This window comes from Bythopirellula goksoeyrii (genome assembly GCF_008065115.1).
Classification (GTDB): domain Bacteria; phylum Planctomycetota; class Planctomycetia; order Pirellulales; family Lacipirellulaceae; genus Bythopirellula; species Bythopirellula goksoeyrii.
Window position 1 is genome coordinate 1,001,632 of record NZ_CP042913.1, and the last position, 20,383, is coordinate 1,022,014.

Genomic DNA, 20,383 nt, shown 5'->3' on the forward strand with positions numbered 1-20,383 from the left:
CAACAACCGGCGAATGAGTCTTCGGGCCCTTCTTGAGAGAGGAGAGCGGCGGTAACCCGTTCGACGAGCCGAGCAACCGAATATTTTACGATATTTGCCACAAAGTTGGTATGGTTATTTCCCCAGAAAATATGCAATTCTTGTCCCCCTGCTGTTTTTCTCGCATAATCGCATCCTCGCCAGGACCAGATGTCTCCCCCAGAGGGAAGATTCGAGCCTGCATTTCTTACCGACCCAGCCAAACTTCCCATTGCAACCTCTGGCCCAGCTCTTATGAAAACGTCTACTAGAATTGCTGGCCATCTAATAGCCTCTCTCGTGGGAGTCCTCAGACGCACATGTCGGATGCGACTGCACGACGACCCGCGACCCGAGTTGCGTCTAGCAGGAAAACCCTATGTTTTTGCTGTGCTGCATGCCCACCAACTTGCCACCGTGCTCGATGCCGAAACGGATGTCGCTGCCATGGTGTCGCAATCGGCCGATGGTGACCTCTTGGTACCCGTTCTTAAGTCAGTTGGAGTCCTACCCATTCGAGGATCGAGCCGACAGCGTGGCAGAGACAAGGGAGGCCTGAAAGCGCTCGACGAAATGATCGCGCATGTGGAGAGTGGCAAGCCAGCCTACATTGCGATCGACGGACCGCGTGGCCCTCGCAATCGAGTTCGCAAAGGGATCGCCCAACTCTCCATGAGCACCGGCGCCCCCGTTCTCGCTGCAGTCGCCATCCCTACGCGCCGGTGGATAGTGGGCAGGGCATGGGACCGGATGCAAATCCCTAAACCTTTCAGCACCATCGACGGCTACTTTGCCGAGCCACTTTATCCAGGCGAAGAGGAAAGCGTCGAACAATTCCGCCGCCGCATCGAAGCGACAATCAACGCACTCGAAGCCGAGCACGATCCGACTGAAGCGCCTCAGCCATAAAAGCGTGCACTCCGGTCGCGATAGTTCCTCGCCTCATTGCTTGACGGCGTTTCGCCGATTATCTCGTTTGCTAAACCATGCAGGAATAGCAAGTAAATGCAGGGCAGTGGCAATCACACTCAGCGTGGTCAATGGCACAAACGTTTGGAGTTTAGTCAATTGATTGGGATAGTGGTAATCAAACGCCACGGCAGGCGACACGGTGGCATGCACAAAGATGACCAACATTACGCAATTACCGATCGTAGACGGCCAGAATGCCCACCACTTCTCACGTTTCAATATGAGACCGAGCAATCCCAGAGGCAGATGCATGGTAGCTGCAACGAAGAGAATGTCTAACAGGCTCTTACTCACTTCGCTCGCAGGTATCGCACCGGTTAGCGAAGCCAAAGCTCCTACTACCGCTACCCAGGCCAATACTCCAGCTTGTAGCCAAAACGAAAACTTTCCGGCAGCGATCAGGCGTGCTGGCCGCCTACACCAACGGGAAAACTTATCTACCCAGTTCGAAGGCTGGGCTTGGATTGGCGCGCCGCAGAGGTAGCAATTCAGATCATCTCGCAATTCGGCCGCGGAGGCATAACGATCTCGGGGTTGTTTCTCCAGGCATTTGCAGCAAATAGTCTGCAAATCGTCGGGCACCTCGGCAGCGTGGTCCGGGAATGCCACCGACTGATCACTCCGCAGTTTATCGAGTATTTCGACATAGCTGTCGCCTTCATAGGGCGTTTTGAGCAGAAGTAGTTCGTAGAGCAACACGCCCAACGCGTAGACATCTGTCGCTTGGGTGACCTGAGGTGAGTCGCGTTCAAGTTGCTCCGGCGCCATATAGAGCGGCGTACCTACCAGGAGGCTCGAACGTGTATCGTGCAAACTCGCTTGCACCAACTTCGCCAAACCAAAATCGGTCAATCGCGGCTCATAGTCGGCAAGCTCAGCAGAAGGTGAAGATGTATCGCATGGCTCGAGCATAATGTTGCTTGGCTTCAGATCGCGATGCAATACTCCCTGCTGGTGGGCATAGTGGACTGCCTCAGCTAATTGGGCAACGAATTCTGCCGCCTGCTGCGGCTCGACTGGTGTCTTACGAGCGGCGAGCCAATCGCCCAAATCAGGACCAACGCAATAGGCAGACGCAATATAGGGGACGGGACCTGTGAATTGAGCATCGAAGATCGGCACAATCGCTGGATGATCCAACTGGGCAGCGGTCGTCGCTTCGCCTTCAAATCGTTTGAGCCGCTCGGCGTCGATCAGCACTTCAGGACGAGGGAGCTTGAGTGCCACCTCGCGGTTGAGTTCCGCATCGTATGCCAAAAAGACGACTCCGAATGAACCGTGGCCTACGATTCTCTCAATGCGATATTTGCCAACCGTTCGGGTTGTATGACTCGGAGTAAATGAAGTGGATAGCGAAGCGTTTTGTTCCCAAAGCTCGTTGAGCCGCTCAACTACTTCGTCGGCCGAAGGTCGCACGTCCGCCGTTGGCGTTGTTTCGTTCTCTTGATTGGGAAGTTGTCGTTGCATGGCCAATTGTCAACTGATTGCTCGCCGATTTAAGCACACAATTTGTTGCCGCTTTGTGCTCCTATGTTAGTTCAAGTTTGCTATCGAGCCGGTGCTCTGTTTTCGCCAGACTCCCCACCAGGCACAACCGTACAAGAAAAGTTGTAGCGCTCCGCCGACGAGGATCAGCATGCTGTTGCTCCACTCGAAATAGGCGTTCCCCTCGTACTGATCCGCAAACATGGGAATAACGCCCAACACTGAAAGTAGGGGGAGCAAAAAAAAGAAGCTTGCGTAGATCGTTGCGCACGACAAGAAAGCAAAGTTGCCCCGGCGGCTCCACCAACTCAGTGCAATCATCAATCCATCATGCACACAGATAACCAAGAGTGCTTGAATCGTGACGTTCCAGCGCTGGGGGAGGTTCAGAGATGTCGAATCAGGTAGCAACCACAGGCCCAACACCGCACCGATCATCCAAAGTGCGTATAAGACGTTCAGACCGATGCTGAACGTCACCGCGTTGGAAAGCCGATTCGGGTGGCGGCACCAGCGGAGGAAAAGCTGCAGTATGTTCGGCGAACTTGCTGCGATAGGTTCACCAGCAACGAATCGCGAGAGATCCTTCGCCAACTCCGCCGCTGCAGGATAACGATCGCGTGGATCTTTCTCCAAGCATTTGCCGCAAATCGTCTCCAATTCGCGCGGCAGGCTGGCTCGACATTCTCCAAGTTTGCGTGGCTGTTCGGTTTGGATACTGTCGAAGACCTTGAAATACGAGTTGCCGTCATACGGAAGCTCTAGAGAAAGCAATTCGAACAACATGACTCCCAGCGCATGCACATCGGTGGCAGCGGAGACTTGCCCAGAATCCCCCACTATTTGTTCCGGCGCCATGTAAAGCGGCGTACCCACCAGGAGGCTCGAGCGTGTGTCGTGCAAACTTGCTTCGATCAGTTTGGCCAAACCAAAATCGGTCAAGCGCGGTTCATAGTCGGCAAGCTCAGCAGAAGGTGACAATGTATCGTGGGGCTCGAGCATAATGTTGCTCGGCTTCAGATCGCGATGCAGCACTCCCTGCTGGTGGGCATAGTGGACTGCCTCAGCTAATTGGGCAACGAATTCTGCCGCCTGCTGCGGCTCGACAGGAGTCTTGCGAGCGGCGAGCCAGTCGCCCAAATCAGGACCGCTGCAATAGGCTGACGCAATATAGGGGACGGGACCGGTGAATTCGGCATCAAAGATCGGCACAATGGCAGGATGATCCAACCGGGCAGCGGTCGTCGCTTCGCCTTCAAAGCGATTGAGCCGCTCGGCGTCGATCAGCACTTCAGGACGAGGGAGCTTGAGTGCCACCTCGCGGTCCAGCTCCGGATCATACGCTTGATACACTACGCCAAAGGAACCACGACCAACAATTCTTTGCAGGATATACTTGCCAACCCGTTGCCCGACATGGTCGCCAGAGAAATCAGAGAGTTCCGGCGTTTCCTCTGACCACAAGTGGTCGAGCCGCTGGACCACTTCCGCAATCGAGGGACGTCCTCCCTCGGGTTCGACAGGATCATTTTGCTCGGGGTGCGCTTGATGCATGGTCAGAAGTCAATTGGTCTCTAAGCTGTTCGACGGTTCGAGACCAAAGCTTACGGGCCGCGACTTCGGTCATTTCGAGTTGTTTGGCGATCTCTTGATAAGTGAGTCCCTGCCGATGGCGGAGCTCGATGATTTGCCGTTGCCTGGGGGGAAGTTTTGCGATAGCTCGCAGCAGTTCTTCATCGGTCTCTCGTCGGCGAATCAAACTGCTTGCCGAGCGCATCTCTCCCGCGCCACAATCCAGTTCCTCCGCCGATACCTCGCGCGAAGTATCACGGGCTTGCGTGTCGCGAAAGCGGCGAGCGGAGTCGATCAAATTGTGTTCGATCAACCGCTTGATCCATGCGCGGAATTCCGCTTCCGTCCTGCCACGGAAAGACCGGAAATCGTCGACCGCATCGAGCATGGTATCTTGCACGACATCCGAGGCCCCCAGCTTCGCCTGCAGATCGGTGCCCAATCCATTGTCAGCCATGATCCAGAGATAGTGCCTCAACTGCTCGCATACCTGGCCCAAAGCTTCATCGTCCCCGTTTCGCGCAGCGGCGAGCAAAGCAGGCCAATCCTCGATAACGGCGGCGTCCGTATTCATAAGGGCGTCTGGAGAGGCAGTGTGTGACAAGAAATCTAGAGAAAATTCACCCAAGCATCGCCGTTCCGGCCCCCATTATAGCCGAGACAAACAATCGCTGCCAATTCTCCGAACTGCCGTTCTGCAGCCCTTTTGAAGATTTTTTGTGGGATAAATGGGATATTTTTGGTCACACGCTGGCATACATCCCGCCTTGTGGGTAGCAGAAAACCCTCTCTAGCTGGTCACGGCCACAAACTAGGCAGTTTTGCTTCTTATCCAGAAATCGCATTAGATCCGGCGAGTTTTGGAAGGGTTATAAGAAGCAGTCAAACTTAATTAGTGAACTACACAAGAACGAAACGGGGAATCAATGAAGTTTTCGATTTGTCCCATCTCGGCGTCCCGTGCTCCGTCTGGGGGCACCGTACTTTTCAGTTGCTTCTGCTCCCTAATACTTGTCAGCATTTGTTCTGCTGATTTGGTGATCGAGAGCGACCAGCGACTTTCACATATTCCAGAGCGTATTGAGCGGATTGTCAATCATGGCACTTTCGTTGGCTCAGCCAGCAATGTCTTCCAGCTAGGCCCGACCACACGAGTCAGCGGGAGTGGCCGGTTTGAAAACACGCTGATGTATGGTGTGTTCGCTCCCGGTAATAGCCCCGGCGTCACCACGGGATTGAACCAGGCGTTCGGCGGAACGCTTGAAATCGAGCTGGGCGGCACGACTCCCGGCTTTGGCAGTGGCCGACACTACCAGATCAATGACGATGGCACGATCACGCTGGTGGATGATCTGCCGGTGCTCTCGATTCTTTCTTTCGAAAGCTATGTCCCCAACCCGGGAGACGAATTCGAGGTGCTCACCTGGCAGAATGGCTTAGTGGGTAATTTCAGCAACACGCTCATCGATAGCACGTTTACGACGAGCAACATCACCTTCGAACAAATCATCACCAATCCCACCGGAGTGGGCAATCTCACGCTGCGGGCGGTGGCCGTGCCCGAGGCGCGGGTCATCTATCTGTGGTTGGCTTTGAGTGCCGTGGTTCTATTAAGGCATAAACTAGCAAGCCAACATCAGCACCCGACAAGTCTGAATCTCCGTTCCTAACGAGCCCCCACTTCTTAACTCTGAAGTCTTCCAATATGAATCAGATTATTTGTTTACTTCGCTCTTTCTTTCAGATCGCTCTCATATCTGCGTTAATAGGTGCTATCGACTTTTCGCATGCTGCGCAGGTAACTACCCCTTTCGTTGGTGAGAACTTCGAGAGTTTTGAGGGGATTGTTCCTGGTGGGTCCGTCCACGATTACGGCTCCAACTGGCTGGCGTTCTCCTCGCCCTATACTTTTTCCAGCGGTGCCACCTTCACCTATCCGGCTTTCGGTCCAAATAGTAATTATCTCGGGGACTGGGCATTCCATGATAGCGCGACTTTCCAGAGCATGCACTGGAACGCTTCGCAAGTCCCTGATGGGAGCGCTTGGTTTGGAGTGAGTGGGCAATCAGCAATGGAGTTCACTTTCGATTCGCCCATGACGCGTGTAGGAGTGAACCCACTTACTACAGGCAACTTCAGGATATCTGCTTTCGACTCCTCGAATAACTTGATCGAGACACATTCCTACGGGCAGACTCCTGGCGTTGTGCAATCCTCGCCTCCGAATGCTTCCACAGGAAGTTGGAAAACATTTTTCGCAGGTATCCGCGCCAATGGCATTAAGAGGGTCCGGTTTGAAGCAGGCGGCGGTTTTGCACTTGATGGTTTGACCTTCGACAATTCTAGAACGGTCCTCCTGACAGAATCTTCCGTTGCCACGTGGAATACACCCTCCGACTGGGAACACGGCTTGGTGCCAATTGCATCGGATGATGTGGTTGTCTCCTCTGCGAGCGGTAATCTTTCCTTGCAAGGTCCGAATGCGCCAATCAGTGTTCTGTCGCTAACTCTCTCGGCTCAACCAGGGGCATCCGCGCAACTAGGGCTGCAATCTTCGGGATCGATCACAACATCCGCTACACGCGGCGTGTTGCTTCAAAAAGGTGCTGAGATTGCTGGGCCAGGTGAAATCATCGGCGATTTTGTGGGTGAGCAAGGCTCGACGATCTTTGCCACACCGGGACAACTTAAGCTGGGAAGAACCACTTACTCCGGCTTCCGCACGGCAGGGCAAATCATTCTAGTTGACGGTGCAATTTTGCAACTCAATTCACTTTCCTTAGCATCTCTGGGTTCCAGTACCCAAATGTTTGGCGGGACTCTTTCAGCTTCCAACGGCGTGAGTCTCGGTTCAGGAAATGCCATCCATGGCCGCGGAACGGTTGCAGCACGCCTTTCCGCACAGAACGGTTCCACAATTGCCGCTACTGGCGGCCTTTCGCTCGGAGACTCGAATTCGCCTGCCGGTTTTTATAGTGATGGTGAACTCCACACAAGCGATAACACGGTCACTATCAACGACTCCAACGATGCCGTACTTGGCTCGTTGACTTCATTGGGCGATGGTACCAACGGTGGCACGTTGGTGGCAGGTACCGCAGTTTCGACTGATACCGCGCCGCATTTTCTCGTGGAACAGGGGAAGAACGTCATCGGCCGAGGAAACATTGTGGGCAACTTCAAGAACAATGGCCATGTTGTGGGGGATGGCGATTCCAGCGTGAGTGAACGAATCGTGTTCGATTCTCCGTGGATCGTCAGTGGTATCGGTACCTTTGCCAACACCTTGGTCAATGGCACATTCTCCCCTGGTCTCAGCCCGGCGGTCGTCGAAGGAGAAAACTTCGCCTTTGCTGGGAAGGTCCAGATGGAATTGGGCGGCACAACGCCCGGCTCGGGTTCCCAGAGCCATGACCAGATCATCGACTTGGAGACAATGGAACTTCTCAGCGGAGTTGACCTCGAACTCAAACCTTGGAACGGTTTCCAGCCCCAAGTAGGCGACACCTTTGAACTCTTGCGATCCAGTCAAAGCCTGCTCGGCGCCTTCGACGACGTGTTGATCGATCCTTACTTTCAATCGCTGGGCATCGGTTTCGATCTAGAGTACTCGCCCAATTCGTTGTCTGTCGTGGCCGTCTCCGCAGGACTCTCAGGAGACTTCGACGCCGATGGCGATGTCGACGGACGTGACTTCCTTGCCTGGCAACGTGACCCCAGTGTCGGCGACCTCGCCGACTGGCAAGCGAACTACGGGGCAGAGAGTTCGCTGGAGAATATCGCCGCGATTCCCGAACCTGCTGGCGGGCTGTTGCTTGCTGTTGCAACGCTTACTGCGTTTGTTCGGCAGCGACCAGTGCAAGTCTAACCCTATTGAGGAATAAACAAGATGCCCCGCCACTCTCGCTTGCCAATTGCCCTGACATTCTGCATTATGACGTTTACTTTTGCCAGGACAGCGCTGGCGGTTGACATTATTTGGAGCGATTCAAATACCGATCAGATACTACGGGCACCGCTCGATGGCAGCGGCCCAGTCGTGGAACTCTATGGGTCCAGCGACTACCCGGGAGCACCAAGTGCTTTAAGTCCAAGAGACGTCGCAGTCGACGGTGACTACATCTATTGGGCCGATTTCAGCACAGACCAAATCCTTCGTGGGCCATTGGATGGTAGCGGGCCAGTGACCGCGCTGTACGACAGTCTCGACGGTGTGTCTAGTGCTCATGGCCTGGCAGTACAGGGAGGATTCTTGTATTGGACCGCATTTCCCAACGAGCTGATCCAACGCGGATCCATTGATGGAACTGCCCCTGTCGTTGATCTGTTCGACCTAGTCGACGATGATCTGGGGAAACCATATGACTTAGCAATCGACGGTGACTTTCTCTATTGGACTGGCATCACGGGTCATATTCTCCGTGGTCCCTTGGATGGCTCGGGTGCCGTCGTTGAACTTTTCGGAGTAGCCGACCTCCCGGGTGGATCTCATTACCTTAGGGGAATCGCAACTGACGGTGAATACGTGTACTGGACCGACACGGCCTCCGATCAGATCTTGCGGGGCGCAATTGATGGCAGCGGATCAGTGATCGAATTGTACAACGCTGCCGACCACCCCGGTTCGCCGACCAATATTAGCGCATATGGAATAGTTGCAAATGACGATTTCCTCTACTGGACTGACGGGGGGTCCGACTCGATCCTTATGGCACCAGCTGATGGCAGTGGTCCTGTCACGCAGCTGTACACAGCATCGCCATTTCCGAATTTCCTTGTCATTCGAGATTCAGCGGGTGACTTTGACAAAAACGGCGATACCGATGGCAACGACTTCCTCGCCTGGCTGCGCGGCGACTCGCCCAATCCGTTGAGCGCCTCCGACTTGGCCGAATGGCAAGCGAACTACGGGGCAGAGAGTTCGCTAGGAGTCAGTTTGCTAGTCAATGGAGTCACGATCCCCGAACCCACCAGCGGGCTGCTGCTTGTCTTCGCAATGTTTACCGCGTTTGCTCGGCAATGCCCAGTGCTAGCTCAACATCATTGAGGAACCAACGATGATTCTTCGATCTTGTCTTTTCTCCAAGTCATTTCGCTGTCTTGCACCTTCCGCCTGCGCCCTGTTGCTGGTGTTTGGATCGAACGATGCCCTGTTTGCTATTGGCAACCTGCTGCATACCTTCGACGACCCCACGGTCACCACAAGCGACAGCTTTGGCTGGAGCGTCGCCATCGACGGTGACTACGCGCTCGTTGGGGCACGCCGCGACGACACCCATGGCACCAATGTTGGCCAGGCGCACCTGTTCGACATATCGACCGGCAACCTGCTGCACACGTTCGACAACCCTACGGTCGGTGCGGAACTGTTTGGCAATAGTGTTGCCATCGCCGGCGACTACGTCCTCATTGGTACGATTCAAAATCTGTCCTCCTCCGACGCCCCTCAAGGTCAGGCCCACCTGTTCGACGCGGTCACCGGCAATCTGCTGCACACCTTCGATGATCCCACGGTCACCAGCAGCGACCTTTTTGGCTTTAGCGTCGCCATCGACGGCCACTACGTCCTTATCGGGGATCACAGAGACGACACGAACGGCGTTGATTCTGGTCAGGCCCACCTGTTCGACGCCGTTACCGGCAACCTTTTGCGCACCTTCGACGATCCGGTGGTCAACCCGAATGGATGGGGAGGGGATCTATTCGGCTTTAGCGTCGCGATCGACGGCGACAACGTTCTCATCGGGGCGGCTCAAGATCTGGAAGACAGAGATGTTGGTCAGGCTCGCCTGTTCGACGCCGTCACCGGCAACCTGCTGCACACCTTTGAAGCTCCTACGGCCAATTTGAGCACCGCTTTTGGCACGAGCGTCGCCATCGACGGCAACTACGTCCTCGTCGGGGCACCGGAAGACTCCACGAACGGCAGTCGTGCAGGCCGGGCCCACTTGTTCGACGCTGTCACCGGCATTCTGCTACATACCTTCAATGACCCCACGCCCTCCACATTCGACTACTTTGGTGAAAGTGTCGCCATCGACGGCAACCACGTCCTCATCGGCACGTCTGGAGACGACACGAATGGCAGATTTGTTGGCCAGGTCCACTTGTTCGACGCAGTCACGGGCAACCTGCTCCATACCTTCAACGACCCTACGATCACCACAAGCGACAGTTTTGGCTGGAGCGTCGCCATCGAGGGTGACAACGTCCTCATTGGGGCGATACAAGACGACACAACAGGCGCTAATATTGGTCAGGCCCACCTGTTCACGTTGGTGGAAGATCCGTTGCCCGACGGTGATTTCAACGGCGATGGGATCGTCGATGGTCATGACTTCCTCGCCTGGCAACGCAATCCGAGCATTGGCGACCTGGCTGACTGGCAAGCGAACTACGACGCAAATGGTTCGGTGGATAATCTCGTGACTATTCCAGAACCCGCCTGCGGCTTATTGCTAATCTTAGGCGCCACGGTTAGCATCGGTAGGCACGGATCAGAGTTGAAGAACCGAAGTCGCTGAGCAGTCCTCTAACTACCACGTGGAAACTCTTATGCGATGCTACCTCCTGACTATGTTCGGGTTCGTCATCCCAGCCATCTCGTGCGTGGCAGCGCAAGATTTTGTCTTGCCGATTGGCGGGACTCCTTACGAAGATTGGACCATCGTCAACTACGTGGACCTGGACCCCTCGAGCGACATCGAGGACTGGAGGGGCGGGGGTTACACCTACAATGGCCACAACGCAATCGACTTTACGTTGCCGAATTTTGCCGCCATGGATGCCGGCGTCGATGTGTACGCGGCGCGCTCGGGCACGGTCATTCACATCAACGATGGGGAGTACGATCGTTGGTCCCGAGTGAATCCGAACCCCGGGGATCTACCGAACTATGTGGTGATTGACCATGGCGGGGGAATCGTCACGGAATACTTGCATCTGAAGAACTCTTCGATACCAGTCGCGGTGGGACAGAGCGTATCGGCGGGTCAAAAGATCGGCGAGGTCGGTAGTTCGGGCTACTCAAGTGACGCGCACCTGCACTTTGCCGTCTATGATTCGGGAACCGTGGTGGAGACCTACCTGGATCCTGCTTCCTGGTGGGAGTCGCCCCTGGCGTATGCGGGCGACGTGGCTGGTACGCTTGATTTTGGCATCGTTGACCACATTCCGACGACCGCGGAGTTAGTCGATCGACCCATCGACCACGACGTTTTTTATCGCTCCGACGGAAGCGGACAAGTAGCCTACAGTTGGGTGAATCTGTTTGGATTCGATCCAGGGGACGACCTGGACTACTATTTCTACCGGCCCGACGGTTCGGAGCAGGCGCATTGGCACTGGACAACGGGTGAGATCCGCTACGGGTGGTGGTATGCAGGCATCGGCCTGCCTGCCGTTCCGGCACTTGGCGAGTGGACCTTAACCGCCCAGCGAAACGGCACCACGCTGTACTCGGATTCCTTCTGGGTCCATACAAGCCCTGGCGACTTCACCGGCGACGGGATCGTCGACGGCAATGACTTCCTCACCTGGCAGCGTGACCCGAATATTGGCAACCTCGCCGACTGGCAAGCGAACTACGGAGATGGGGGTATGCTCACCGGCACTTTGGCAGTGCCTGAACCGACAACGCTGGCCGTTGTTTGCATTGCTTTGATCTTCACCGGTAGTTTGCCAGTGTTCCGGTCTTATCGATTTCGATTGGGAGCTAACTCATGACGCGACTATTTGCTGAAGCGTTACAAAGAAAGCAACTTGCTACATTGGGAATGACGTTTCTGCTACAGTATCGCTATGGTCAACGCGCTCGCCGTCTTGCTGTTCTCGTCTCTTACCTGCGTAGGCTTGTTGGCGATTTGGGCAGCGACTTCTCCGCAGCATTGGTTCCTGCGGACGGTGCTGTTTCTGGGTGTGATGTCGCTGGTGCTTCTGATCCCGGCCTACGAGCCGTTTGTGGTGTTTCTATTGCAGGGAACTGTTGTCGCGACGGGGGTGCAACTGGCCAACTGGTGGCGGAACAGAGATGTTAAAGCCGAGCGTACAGGTGCGCGGTTTGGCTTGCGGACGATTCTTCTGGCGATGGTGCCTCTGGCGATACTCACGGCGGTCGTCGCAAAGTTACCAGAACTCAACGTCCGCGGCTGGCAGAGCGTGGTGCTCATCGGACTAGTGGCAGGACTGGCGACCCTCACGGGACTGTGGATAGCTCGGGGTACAGTCCTCCACTGGTGGTGGCGGCTGCTCGTTGGGATCGTGTTTGCGGGAATACTCTCCCTGATGCTGGTTTGGAGAGATTGGTTTATTGCTGGAGTATACTTTTGGCAGTGGCCTCCCCCTATGGAAGATGGAGTAAACTATCCTGGGTTTGGCTTATCAGAATATCGCATTGTTGCCGAACATCATCAGGCAATCTGGGGCTTAATAGTATCTGCCATTGCTTTCTGTGCTGCGGGAGTGCTGACGATAGTAACTCATTTGAAGCTATCTGTAGGACGAACAATGGAACGTACGGCAAGGCGTATCAGAAAAACTCTCTTAGGTACTTGCCTGCTAGTAGTAGGGTTGATTTTGACCGTACCTCCAGCCATCACCTACTACCAATTGATGAATCCACTACCGATTCCGGAGAATGACCTACCTGATCCCAATGGTTACGACGACTTTGTCGCCGCGACGAGACTATTGCCTGCAAACCCAACAGTCGAAGCTGTGGCCTTCGATCCCGATACAGCCTCCCAAGCACAATTGAAATCGGCCCTCGCCGAGGTAGCACCCTCATTAGAACTAGTTCGCAAAGGTTTGGGCAAACAAGTCTGGGAACCTCTGGATTTCACTAACAATGACGAAGACTTTAGTACGATATATGCGTTTCGGACACTCATGCGAGCCTTGAACGCAGACGTGATCGTGGCGGAGCGGAAGGGTGATCCCAGTCTCGCCGCCGAAGTTTCATCACAATTGGTGAGCTTTGGCAACTGTCTTAGTCTGGGAGCGACGGTCAGTGGTGCACATCTAGGGATCGCTTGTGCACAAGTAGGATGCGGGAATCTTTATCGAATCTTAGACAAGGTTTCTCCAATCGATTGTGTTCAAGTTGCTTCTGCATTGGCTAGTTGCGAAAGTTTGCTTGATTCTCCACAGGATGTACTCCACAGACAATGTGTCTGGACACAACACGCTATGGGATGGACTGTGCACTTGGGGCATATTCTTTTGCAAACTGTCTCCAAGGTCGATTCCTATGATATATTCGGCTATCACACTATCGACCGATGCCATAGAGCCATTATGCGCCTCTTGCAACTCGAATATGCCCTGCGAGCGTGGAGGGCTGAGAATAGTGATTGGCCTGAGGCACTAGACGAAATGGTTCCCCAGTTCATTTCTGCTGTTCCACTCGATCCGTTCTCCACCGAGGGCAAACCATTGCAATATATCCGCACTGAAGATGGCTATGTGCTCTACAGCATCGGGCAGAACGAAATCGACGAAGGTGGCAAGGCCCCCGACGATGAAGGAATTGGCTGGCGCGGCCCTGAAACAGGCGATCTACGGCTCGATATTCATTTCGCCCCAGATCCTTCCCAAAGTACAGGGGCGGTGAGTACCGGAAACGCAGAAACCGAGATGCAAGAATCTTCCGCAAATGAGTAAATACCCAGGATCTTCGCCCCCACTGTGACTCGTGCCACACGGCTTTGGGAGAATCTTCTTGTAAGTCGCATTCAGCTAAGATATATTGCTGGGCGTTGGGGACTGTCGCCACCGAACCCCCATCTTGTGACCACCACTATCTTTTCTGGAGGGTGCTCGTGATGCGAAATCTATTTCTTTGTTGTGCGATCGCGTTTCTTTTCCTGGTGAGCCTCTGCTCGACATCTCAGGCCGCTATGTTGACGGCAGATATTTTTCTCGATGGACTCCAAGAAGATCCGCCGGTAGCTACACCGGGAACGGGGACCGGTACGGCAACATTTGACACGGTCTCCGGTGCCCTCAGCGTCTCTGGTACCTTTTCCGACTTGATTGGTACGACCACAATCGCACATGTCCACGGTTATTCAGCGGTCAACGTTGCATCGGGGGTCGTATTCGGGATCACCGTTGACCTTGGTGTCACATCTGGATCGTTTAGCGGAAATGGAGTCATTCCTGCCGGCAACATCGCGGACGTCCTCAATGGTCTTTCGTATGTAAACATCCATTCCACGTTTAAGAGTGGTGGGGAGATTCGTGGTCAGATCATGAACTTTGTGCCTGAACCTACGAGTATCCTCCTCGGTGTCGCAGGGTTGGGGCTATTGCTCCTGCGGAGGAATCGACCCGCTTGTTGATGTAGGCCGCGAACAAGCGGTGCGGAGTTTCGGCGTGGAGACGACTTGCACTGGCGCGAACGCGCTCCGCTTTTGCCGAGCTCCACTCGGCGGACGCGTCGCGGCTAACCATGGTTGCGTAAGGATTGCTCTACGGCGTTCACTTCGCTAGTCGATGTTAACCAATCGACGGCGACTTCGGCGTTCCAGGTTTCGCCTGGAGCAAGAGTAACCACTCGGCCAGACGCTTCTTCCTCAGATCGTGTCTTAGGAAAGTTGGTGGCAGGCTCGAGACCTGTGACGTAGCCGTCGGTGTTGGCGACCATGTTCTTCCACAGCGTGAAACAGGGAAGCTCTTTGTTGCTGAAGCGAATTGCAGAACCTGCTGTACCCTCTGCATTTTTGAGTAAAACCTGAGTGCGGCCGTCCTCGCCGGCAGTCAGCTTCATGGCATAACACTCCTCTGGTGCTCCTGCTACAGGTGGGCCCATGGTTTCCCAACCTTCCGTGTTTGGTTCGCTGGTAAGTGATTCGATCGTGTCGACGTGAGTAACGATCTTTGAACCCGGCACAAGCAGCGGATCACCCACATTTATGTGGTAGAGCATCTGCATCGTGGCAGGCGTACCGCCGTAGTTCTCGACTTCGTCGTTGATGGTAAACGACGTGGAATCGAAGTTCATAGTGAGCGTTGCCGTGAGGCGCAGCTTTTGGAAATGGAACCGGGTTTCCTCGACAACTCCCCGCAATTTGATTGTTCCAGCTTTCTCGTCCACAGTCACTTCAACATGGTGGGCTGGACGATTGGCGATACGACCATGCAGTGGATATTTGAGTCGCCCTTTCTCGTCGAACTCAGGTGCGCCATTGCTCTCCAGTCCACATCGCACCACGAGTTCATCGAACCCCTCCAACCAACCGAATCCGCTTTCGTCGGTTATCGGAACAAACATCGGATGGACAGGACCGCGAACCGGAGAGCGCCAGCCGAGTGTTTGGTCGTCACCAATTGTTGCTTTCCAGATCCCCATGCCTCGCGTCGGGAGGACGAAGAGACTCATGCGCCCGTTGTTGATCTCGATGAGATCGACCCCTTCGCTCAAGCCACCGTGGAGCGTGCGCTGGGTAATTCTCCAATTGCCTACGGCAGCAATATCAGCGGGCACTAGATCAAAGTCGCTTTCGTGAATGCCGCGTGTGGAGTCGATGAGTGTCCAGGTTTTGGCAAGCATAATGTGAATCCGATGGATAAGTTGAGTGGGTTAGAGATCAATGCTCTCTTGGAGAAGACCGTCAATGCTACTGACCCATTGTTCGCGATAAGTCTTGGGGGTGACATTCATTGTCTTTTTGAACTGTCGAACAAAATGGCTAGCGTCGCAAAATCCCGTGCGGCTGGCAATCGTTTCCATGCTGTCGGAAGTCGATCGCAAATGGGAACAAGCCGCATTGATGCGAACCCGGTTGATATATTGAGCAGGCGTAATTCTGAATAGTTGTTTGAAAGTACGGTTGAATTGACTGACCGAAAGATGGACCAGTTTGGCGAGAGAATCAAGGGTTATTTTCTCCGGAAAGTGATTGCTGATGTGCATGATGGCCTGACTGAGGCGTTGATACGGTGCCAGTGTCGCCCCTGCCTTTTCAAGATCGTGCATGATCCCCGCCACGCCGATGGGCCGATTCTGTTTGTCGTAGAGTGGAATCTTGGTTTCTACGTACCATCGCAGTACACCCATCGCATCGGGTACGCCACACACATGATCCGAAAGGGGCCTGCCGGATGCCATCACTTGTTGGTCTTGGTGGCGATAGCGGTCGGCTACTTCGGGCAAGAAGAAATCGTAGTCCGTTTTTCCAATGACTTCGGCCTCGCTTTTTACACCCAAAACCTCGAGCAATGCCCGATTGATGTGCATGAATTGGCCTTGGCAGTCCTTGGCAAAAAAGTAAATGGCGGGCAGATGATCCAATAGCTCCATCAGGGGGCCGGGACTTTCCAGGTGCGAAAGAAACTCTTTTTGAGGTAAGTCGAAATGGGTGGCGGTCGAATTCATGCGCAGATTGTACCATAACATGGCAGCATTATACATTGATGCATGCCGGTCTTTTTCTAGATAATGGGGCTCTCGTAGCTTGTCTTGATGAATTGATTATCCAGGAGATACTGGATGCAGTCCCTTTCCAACGGAAACGGACTAGCTTTCAAACCCCTTGGCTCAACAGGCTCTCTTTATTGAATAGGAAAGTATGGCGCGATGAGTAATCAGGCACTAGCAAACAAAGCGTTGGACCAGGGGCAAGGGGTTGTGAGATTAACTCCCACTTGGGTGCCCCGTTCATTCTGTATTCCGGGCAAGAGGATCAAGCTTCATCCGGATGACTACTATGCCTTGGGTGGGAATCGAGGGGGTATCGACGAGCGCTGGTTTTCCTCTACCACACCGGCTGACAATGGGCCGCTCACGAGCAAGAACGAAGGACTGAGTCATATCGTCGTCGAAGATGGTGGCAATACGGATCTGCTGGTGCTGCGGGATGCTGTCGACGAACTCAAAGGAAAATTGATTGGCGAAGAACTGTGGAACGCTCACAAGTGCTGGCCCATGTATTCCAAGTTTTTTGACAACCAGGGTGCGCTACCATTCCATATCCACCACAACGACGAATACGCGGCGCGGGTCAACGCCATGGGAAAACCCGAGGCGTACTACTTCCCGCCCCAGGTGAACAACCACGGGGGAGACTTTCCTTACACCTTCTTCGGTTTTCAACCGGGCGTCACCAAAGATCAGGTGCGCGAGACGCTGGTAAACTTCACCAAAGGTGCCAATCGCATTACCGATCTCTCGGCAGCCCACTGCCTCACCCCCGGTACGGGCTGGGATGTCCCCCCCGGTATTCTCCACGCACCGGGGAGTCTTTGCACCTACGAGCCACAAAAGGCCTCCGACGTGTATGCGATGTACGAATCGGTCTCGCACGACAAAGTGATCCCCGAGGAACTCCTATGGAAAGACACGCCCAAAGATCAGGTCGGCAATTTCGATTACCTGATTGAAGTGATCGACTGGGAGAAAAACATCGATCCAAATTTCAAAGCCAACCACTTTATGGCACCGATTCCCGTTGCTGAATTTGAACAGATGCGGGCCGAAGGATACGAGGAAAAGTGGATCTGCTACCGCAGTGAGGCGTATAGTGCGAAGGAATTGACGGTTTTGCCTGGTCGCAAGGTAACGATCAAAGATGCTGGGGCCTATGGTCTCATCGTGCTGCAAGGCCACGGTAAGCTGGGGATTTGGGACATTGAAACACCCTCGTTGATTCGCTTCGGGCAGCTGACGCACGACGAGTATTTCGTCTCCGCCGAGGTAGCGAAAGAAGGGGTTACCATCTCGAATCCTACTCAAACGGATCCGATCGTGATGCTCAAGCATTTCGGTCCAGGAGTAAATCCGGTGTTGTCGCCGGCATAGCACAAGTGACTTTTTTTGATGTATGTCGTCATCTCGAAACGGACTGTCATCCCGTGGGATCTCTTAAATCGTTTTCAATGCGGACACGCTTCACTACCCGGATTCCTCAGTCGTGTAGCTCCTTCGGAATGACAAATCTAATGTAATGAAAGAATAACAATGACCTCCTTTCACAATTTCCCAAAGCTCCACAACGCCGCTTGGCCAGGCTTGGTAGGCAAGGGGGGCGATGGCGAGCCTCCCATTGATTTGGACACCATGCTTGATTTGACCGCGGCGGCGGAAGTCAACGGAGTTCGGTTTGATGGGATCGACTTGTTTCTGTTCGATCCGCACGTAAATATCGATTCGACCGACCAACAGATTCAAACACTGGCTGAGAAAGTTTCCTCGCGCGGGTTGGTCATCGGCACACTTGTCGCCCCCGTCTGGCCTCCCACCGGCGGTGGGTCAGCGATGGGCGAGTCTGCAGAGCGCGATCTCTTTCTGCAGCAAGTGGAAAAAGCTTGTCGAATTGGTGCCCGCTTGAAATCGCTAGGTATTCGGCCCTACGGTTGCATACGAATCGATTCAGCAGCTGACCCAGGCTCGTGGGCTAATGATCCAGCAAAGAATCAACAGTTGATTGCCGACACCTTTGGTCGCGCATGCGACATTGCAGAAAGGCACGGCGAGCGTCTCGCGGCGGAAGGTGAAATCTGCTGGGGGGGAATGCATAGCTGGCGGCGGATGGTCGAATTATTGCAACTCGTTAATCGACCCCAGACACTCGGTTTCCAGGCGGATATGGCCCACACGCTGCTTTATCTCTTGGGTCACAATGCCCCCGAGGATGCCCTCTTGAGTGCGGACCATGATTGGAAGAACGAGGACCTATTCTACAAAAAGTATCAAGAGCTAACGGATGCCTTGCGGCCGTGGACGATCGATTTCCATGTCGCCCAGAACGATGCCACCGTCTTTGGCTCTGGATCGCACGACAAGACCGGTCGGCATTGCTTGCCAGACGACCCCAACGGCAAGCTGGACATCACCAAGGCGGCAGGCTATTGGCTGCGGGATACATCTGGAGAACTGACCAAGGCGTGCCAACACATCTGCTGGGATGGCTGTATGTTTCCCAACGAAGTGATGCAAGACCCGGCAACCTGGAACAAGATCTTGGCAGCTATGATCAGTGTGCGTGAAGCACATGGATGGTCAGATTAAAAGTAGAAGAATTTTTAACGCAGAGTCCGCAGAGACGAAGAGGAAGTGAGGATGTAGCACAAAAGGACTTTTCTCTGCGAAACTTTGCGGCTCTGCGAACTCTGCGTTTAGGAAATGATGAACTACTCAACGCACCAATAATGAATGAGGAATACTTTCAAGTGACAAAACCACTATCTATTGGCATGGTTGGCCATGGTTTTATGGCCCGAGCGCATACGAATGCTTACAAGCGAGTCAGTGATTTCTTTCCTGAGTTGGCCTACCGGCCTGTCTTGCAGGCTGCCTGTGGTCGGGACGAGGCTAAGGTCAAAGCGTTTGCCGAGCAGTGGGGCTACGCTTCGCACGAAACCGATTGGCGAAAACTCATCTCGCGCGACGATATCGACGCGGTTGATATTTGCGTACCCAACAATCTGCACAAAGAGATCGCCATAGCAGCGGCCAAAGCAGGGAAGATGATACTCTGCGAGAAACCACTCTCCATGACGGTCGCCGAAGGCGAGGAAATGTGCAAGGCAGTTGAGGCTGCTGGAGTTGCCAACATGGTATGGTACAACTACCGGCGTATCCCCGCCGTCACGCTGGCCAAACAGCTCATCGACTCCGGCCGGTTGGGCCGCATTTACCACTTTCGCGCCAATTTCTTGCAAGACTGGACCATCTCCGGTGATGTGCCCCAAGGAGGTGCTGCAACATGGCGGCTCGATTCGGCGGCGGCTGGGTCAGGTGTCACAGGCGACTTGCTATCGCACTGCATCGACACTGCCCTGTGGCTCAACGGGCAAATCAAAGATGTCAGTGCGATGACCGAAACCTTTGTCAAAGAGCGCCTCCACGCCGAGACGGGGGAGGTACAGCCCGTGGGAATCGACGATGCGTGTGCATTCCTGTGTCATTTCGACAACGGATCGCTGGGGCTGTTTGAGTCGACTCGCTACGCGCGGGGTCACAAGGCCCTCTTCACATTTGAAATCAATGGCGAAAACGCCTCGATTCGCTGGGACCTACACGATTTGAATCGGTTAGAATACTTCGATCACGGCGACGACTCGATCGTGCGCGGCTGGCGCACCGTCCACGTCACCGAGGGAGAGATGCCGTATATGAACCGTTGGTGGGTGCCTGGATTGAGCATCGGTTACGAACACAGTTTCGTCCACCAAGTGGCCGACTTCCTGGAGGATCTCGAAAAAGGTCGACCTTGCCAACCTGATTTTCGTAGTGCTCTCCAGACTCAAGCCGTCTGCGAGGCGGTCCTCAATTCGGGCAAGTCTCGCGAATGGGTTGCTGTTTCTTAATCTACTGTCTTAGCCGTCGCCCGAAGGC

16 protein-coding genes are annotated in these 20,383 nt (G+C 54.3%); 11 read left to right on the forward strand and 5 right to left on the reverse strand.

All coding sequences use genetic code 11. The annotated features are described in order from the left end of the window. Positions 1-345: 345 nt before the first annotated feature. Positions 346-927: a DUF374 domain-containing protein gene (locus Pr1d_RS04015; protein ID WP_168205039.1), complete on the forward strand. Its 582-nt coding sequence runs from the start codon at positions 346-348 to the stop codon at positions 925-927. Positions 928-960: 33 nt separating this feature from the next. Here Pr1d_RS04015 and Pr1d_RS04020 read toward each other — a convergent pair whose 3' ends face one another. The 3 genes from Pr1d_RS04020 to Pr1d_RS04030 all read right to left on the reverse strand — a co-directional run bounded on the left by Pr1d_RS04020 (position 961) and on the right by Pr1d_RS04030 (position 4,621). After that, positions 961-2,457 (reverse strand): serine/threonine-protein kinase, encoded by a 1,497-nt coding sequence (locus Pr1d_RS04020; protein WP_148072320.1) that lies wholly within the window; start codon positions 2,455-2,457, stop codon positions 961-963. Positions 2,458-2,523: 66 nt separating this feature from the next. After that, the gene (locus Pr1d_RS04025) at positions 2,524-4,029 is read right to left on the reverse strand and encodes a serine/threonine-protein kinase (RefSeq protein ID WP_148072321.1); all 1,506 of its coding nucleotides are present in this window, start codon (positions 4,027-4,029) and stop codon (positions 2,524-2,526) included. Next, the gene (locus Pr1d_RS04030) at positions 4,001-4,621 is read right to left on the reverse strand and encodes an RNA polymerase sigma factor (RefSeq protein ID WP_148072322.1); all 621 of its coding nucleotides are present in this window, start codon (positions 4,619-4,621) and stop codon (positions 4,001-4,003) included. The genes Pr1d_RS04025 and Pr1d_RS04030 overlap by 29 nt, the downstream gene beginning before the upstream one ends. Positions 4,622-4,973: 352 nt before the next feature. On the opposite strand from Pr1d_RS04030, the gene Pr1d_RS04035 reads away from it, so the two are divergent. The 7 genes from Pr1d_RS04035 (at position 4,974) to Pr1d_RS04065 (ending at position 14,387) form a co-directional block, all read left to right on the forward strand. Further along, on the forward strand, positions 4,974-5,717 hold the full coding sequence (locus Pr1d_RS04035) for a hypothetical protein (protein ID WP_148072323.1): 744 nt from the start codon (positions 4,974-4,976) through the stop codon (positions 5,715-5,717). Between the two features lie 35 nt (positions 5,718-5,752). Beyond that, complete coding sequence (locus Pr1d_RS04040; protein ID WP_148072324.1) at positions 5,753-7,915, forward strand: hypothetical protein; 2,163 nt, start codon at positions 5,753-5,755, stop codon at positions 7,913-7,915. A gap of 21 nt (positions 7,916-7,936) precedes the next feature. Then, positions 7,937-9,094 (forward strand): NHL repeat-containing protein, encoded by a 1,158-nt coding sequence (locus tag Pr1d_RS04045; protein WP_148072325.1) that lies wholly within the window; start codon positions 7,937-7,939, stop codon positions 9,092-9,094. A gap of 10 nt (positions 9,095-9,104) precedes the next feature. Continuing rightward, on the forward strand, positions 9,105-10,571 hold the full coding sequence (locus tag Pr1d_RS04050) for a WD40 repeat domain-containing protein (protein WP_148072326.1): 1,467 nt from the start codon (positions 9,105-9,107) through the stop codon (positions 10,569-10,571). Positions 10,572-10,602: 31 nt separating this feature from the next. After that, the gene (locus Pr1d_RS04055) at positions 10,603-11,772 is read left to right on the forward strand and encodes a M23 family metallopeptidase (RefSeq protein ID WP_148072327.1); all 1,170 of its coding nucleotides are present in this window, start codon (positions 10,603-10,605) and stop codon (positions 11,770-11,772) included. Between the two features lie 75 nt (positions 11,773-11,847). After that, complete coding sequence (locus Pr1d_RS04060) at positions 11,848-13,707, forward strand: M48 family metalloprotease (RefSeq protein ID WP_148072328.1); 1,860 nt, start codon at positions 11,848-11,850, stop codon at positions 13,705-13,707. A gap of 161 nt (positions 13,708-13,868) precedes the next feature. Continuing rightward, entirely contained in the window at positions 13,869-14,387 is a 519-nt protein-coding gene (locus Pr1d_RS04065) for a CHRD domain-containing protein (RefSeq protein WP_168205040.1), read from the forward strand. Positions 14,388-14,491: 104 nt separating this feature from the next. Here the strand turns inward: Pr1d_RS04065 and Pr1d_RS04070 are convergent, their stop codons facing one another. Further along, positions 14,492-15,598: an aldose 1-epimerase family protein gene (locus tag Pr1d_RS04070; RefSeq protein ID WP_148072330.1), complete on the reverse strand. Its 1,107-nt coding sequence runs from the start codon at positions 15,596-15,598 to the stop codon at positions 14,492-14,494. Positions 15,599-15,628: 30 nt separating this feature from the next. Beyond that, on the reverse strand, positions 15,629-16,444 hold the full coding sequence (locus Pr1d_RS04075) for an AraC family transcriptional regulator (protein ID WP_168205041.1): 816 nt from the start codon (positions 16,442-16,444) through the stop codon (positions 15,629-15,631). Positions 16,445-16,624: 180 nt separating this feature from the next. Between Pr1d_RS04075 and Pr1d_RS04080 the strand changes: the two genes are divergently transcribed. The 3 genes from Pr1d_RS04080 (at position 16,625) to Pr1d_RS04090 (ending at position 20,355) form a co-directional block, all read left to right on the forward strand. Further along, complete coding sequence (locus Pr1d_RS04080) at positions 16,625-17,845, forward strand: cupin domain-containing protein (protein ID WP_148072332.1); 1,221 nt, start codon at positions 16,625-16,627, stop codon at positions 17,843-17,845. 159 nt (positions 17,846-18,004) lie between these two features. Then, the gene (locus tag Pr1d_RS04085) at positions 18,005-19,054 is read left to right on the forward strand and encodes a sugar phosphate isomerase/epimerase family protein (protein WP_148072333.1); all 1,050 of its coding nucleotides are present in this window, start codon (positions 18,005-18,007) and stop codon (positions 19,052-19,054) included. A 185-nt stretch (positions 19,055-19,239) separates the two neighbouring features. Continuing rightward, the gene (locus tag Pr1d_RS04090) at positions 19,240-20,355 is read left to right on the forward strand and encodes a Gfo/Idh/MocA family protein (protein WP_261343823.1); all 1,116 of its coding nucleotides are present in this window, start codon (positions 19,240-19,242) and stop codon (positions 20,353-20,355) included. Positions 20,356-20,383: the final 28 nt, after the last annotated feature.